Origin of the sequence: Mesorhizobium sp. M7A.F.Ca.CA.004.12.1.1 (genome assembly GCF_003997835.1) — a bacterium.
Classification (GTDB): Bacteria; Pseudomonadota; Alphaproteobacteria; order Rhizobiales; family Rhizobiaceae; genus Mesorhizobium.
In genome coordinates this window covers 1-2,916 of sequence record NZ_RZRK01000760.1, presented here as the reverse complement: position 1 = coordinate 2,916, position 2,916 = coordinate 1, and the positions used below count along the sequence as shown (strand labels likewise).

The following is a 2,916-nucleotide window of genomic DNA, read 5'->3' as shown; positions in this document are numbered from 1 at the left end:
GGCGCGGGCGGCCGCCGGCCTCGCCGACAACGACTTCGACTTCGTCATCATGAACCCGCCTTTCAATGCCCCCCGGGACCGCGCCACATCGGATCGCCTGCGAAAGGAAGCCCATGTCATGGAGGACGGGCTGTTCGAGAGCTGGATCAGAAGTGCGGCGGCGGTGGTGAGGCCGCGCGGCGGGCTCGCCGTAATCGCCCGGCCCGAACAGCTCGGCGCCATTCTCGATGCGATCGCCGGCCGCTTCGGCGATGCCGAGATGCTCGCCGTCCACCCTCGTCCCGATGCGGCGGCGATCCGCATCGTCGTGCGGGCAGCGCTCGGGGCGCGGGGAAAGCTTGCCATACGCCCGCCCCTAATGCTCCACACGCAGTCAGGCAACGGCCCCGACGAGCGCAGCGAAATGATCACCAACGGCCTCGCCTCGCTGTTCGGAGATTGAGCTATTCTGCCCGGCGACATTGCCGTTGGCCGGGAAATCCCTACATGCCTGCAACCCACCGACCGGAGACCGCGCCCTCGTGAAACGCCTTATCAACCGCCTGCTGCCGAAATCCTGGCGCTCCACCGTCGTCACCATTCCGGTGATCCGGCTGCACGGCACCATCATGGCAGGCGGTGGCCAGTTTCGGCCGAGCCTGTCGCTGGCTTCCACCGCCGGCCTCATCGAGAAGGCGTTCTCCTACGACGCGCCGGCGGTCGCCATCTCGATCAATTCGCCGGGCGGCTCGCCGGTGCAGTCTCGGCTGATCTTCAAGCGCATCCGTGACCTGGCCACGGAAAAGAACAAAAAGGTACTGGTCTTCGTCGAGGATGTCGCGGCGTCGGGCGGCTACATGATCGCGGTCGCCGGTGACGAGATCTTCGCCGATCCGTCGTCCATCGTCGGTTCGATCGGCGTGGTATCGGCCTCGTTCGGCTTCCCTGAACTGATGAAAAAGATCGGTGTCGAGCGCCGTGTCCACACCGCCGGCCAGAACAAGGCGGTGCTCGATCCGTTCAAGCCCGAGAAGAAGGAAGATGTCGAACGGCTGAAGGCGCTGCAGCTCGAGGTGCACGCAACCTTCATCGACCTCGTCAAGGAGCGGCGCGGCACGAAACTGAAGGACGACCCGGACCTGTTCACCGGCCTGTTCTGGACCGGCATCAAGGGCCTCGAACTCGGTCTGGTCGATGCGCTCGGCGACATGCGCACTGTGCTCAAGACCCGTTTCGGGGCGAAAACCCAGCTCAGGCTGATCACGACACCGCGCGGTTTTCTTAGCCGCTTCGGCCTGTTCGGCTCAAGCAAGGGCTTTTCAGCGCCCGATATCGTAGCCGCTGCCGCCAGCGGCGTGATCGATGCGGCGGAAGAGCGCGCATTGTGGTCTCGCTTCGGGCTTTGAAAACCCGGCAAAACCGTCTAGCATGAGAGCTTGAGTTTCATGCATGTCGTGTCCCCAAAACCGGGTCGACATGCATCAACCGACCCGACCGGCCGCCTTCGCCGGCCCAGCGTGGGAGGAGTTTTGGCATGCCGCAGATCATTTTCTTCGCCGTCGTTGGCGTTGCCGCTTATTTCGGCTACCGCACCTTCATTAGGGAAGCCGAGCGCGTGACCGCCAAGGTGCGGCGCACAGAAAAGCAGACGGCCAACGGCGCGATCGGAACGCTGGTCAAGGATCCGAAGACCGGCGAATACCGACTGGCCAAGGACTGACCATCATTTCGCTTACATCAAACGCAGTGGACACCGCTTTCGGTGTGCGCACTTGGCCTGCGTACGCCAAAATCAATCTTGCGCTGCATGTCACCGGCAGGCGCCCTGACGGCTATCATCTGATAGAAAGCCTAGCGGTGTTCACGCGTTTTGGCGACAGGGTCGAAATCGCGCCCGCCGACAGCGATGAGTTTGCCGTGTCCGGCCGCTACGCACCGGCCGTTCCAGTCGACGCAAGCAATCTTGTGCTTAGGGCGCGCGATGCCCTGCGGCAGACAGCCGGGCACGAGAGAACACCGCCGGTTGCCATCCGGCTCGAAAAGAACCTGCCGGTTGCCTCCGGCGTCGGCGGCGGTTCGAGCGACGCGGCGACCGTGCTGCGCGGGCTGGTGGAGACATGGGCGCTGGACATCGACGGCGCAGAGCTGGCGCGGATCGGCCTTTCGCTTGGCGCCGATGTGCCGATGTGCCTGGCGGCAAAGCCGCTGGTAGCGCGCGGCATCGGGGATGAACTGTCGATGGTGCCGGATTTTTCGGCGCTTGGCCTGGTGCTGGTCAATCCAGGCACCCCGGTGTCGGCGGCGGATGTCTTTGCAGCGCTTTCGCGGCGCGACAATGAGGCCTTGCCGCCCCTGCCGCGCGGCATCGATTTTCACAGCCTGCGCAACTGGCTGGAGATTACTCGCAACGATCTCGAGCCCGCGGCGCTAGCGATGCAGCCCGCCATCGGCAGGGCGCTTTCCTGGCTGAACAAGGCCGGATCGGGTTTTTCACGGATGTCCGGGTCCGGCGCCACCTGCTTCGGCCTGTTCGAGACCGGCAATGTCGCCAAGCGTGCCGCTGCCGAGATCCGCGGCCGCCAGCCCGACTGGTTCGTCGCGGCGACGCGCACCATCGCATCGGAGGGCGCAGATGGCCAGAATTGACGAGAGCCGCTCCTTCATTCCCGTGCGCATCGCGGTGCTGACCGTTTCGGACACGCGCAGCCTCGCCGACGACAAATCCGGCCAGACGCTGGCCGACCGCATCACCGAGGCCGGCCATCTGCTGGCGGCCCGCGATATCGTCACCGACGACCGCGAGAAAATCCGCGACACGGTTCTGGCGTGGTCACAGGACAAGAATATCGATGTCGTCATCACCACCGGCGGTACCGGCTTCACAGGCCGTGACGTGACGCCGGACGCGCTGGAGCCGATCTTCGAAAAGCGCATGGA

At 64.6% G+C, this 2,916-nt stretch carries 4 protein-coding genes and 1 pseudogene; all 5 read left to right on the top strand.

Features of this window, described 5'->3' with window-relative positions; translation table 11 throughout:
• A pseudogene (locus EN984_RS29070) lies at nt 1–442 on the top strand (methyltransferase); the annotation flags it as partial.
• A gap of 79 nt (nt 443–521) precedes the next feature.
• Complete coding sequence (locus tag EN984_RS29065) at nt 522–1,385, top strand: S49 family peptidase (protein WP_127272776.1); 864 nt, start codon at nt 522–524, stop codon at nt 1,383–1,385.
• A gap of 128 nt (nt 1,386–1,513) precedes the next feature.
• Nucleotides 1,514–1,699: a membrane protein gene (locus EN984_RS29060; RefSeq protein WP_023808667.1), complete on the top strand. Its 186-nt coding sequence runs from the start codon at nt 1,514–1,516 to the stop codon at nt 1,697–1,699.
• A gap of 26 nt (nt 1,700–1,725) precedes the next feature.
• Entirely contained in the window at nt 1,726–2,625 is a 900-nt protein-coding gene (locus tag EN984_RS29055) for a 4-(cytidine 5'-diphospho)-2-C-methyl-D-erythritol kinase (RefSeq protein ID WP_127384142.1), read from the top strand.
• Nucleotides 2,612–2,916 (top strand): molybdopterin-binding protein (locus tag EN984_RS29050; RefSeq protein ID WP_245480137.1); only part of this gene is annotated, 305 nt, incomplete at its 3' end. The genes EN984_RS29055 and EN984_RS29050, both read left to right, overlap by 14 nt.

Bases quoted from the DNA above. Each gene is read 5' to 3' on its own strand.
- EN984_RS29060 (WP_023808667.1), top strand. From the start codon at position 1,514: ATGCCGCAGATCATTTTCTTCGCCGTCGTTGGCGTTGCCGCTTATTTC.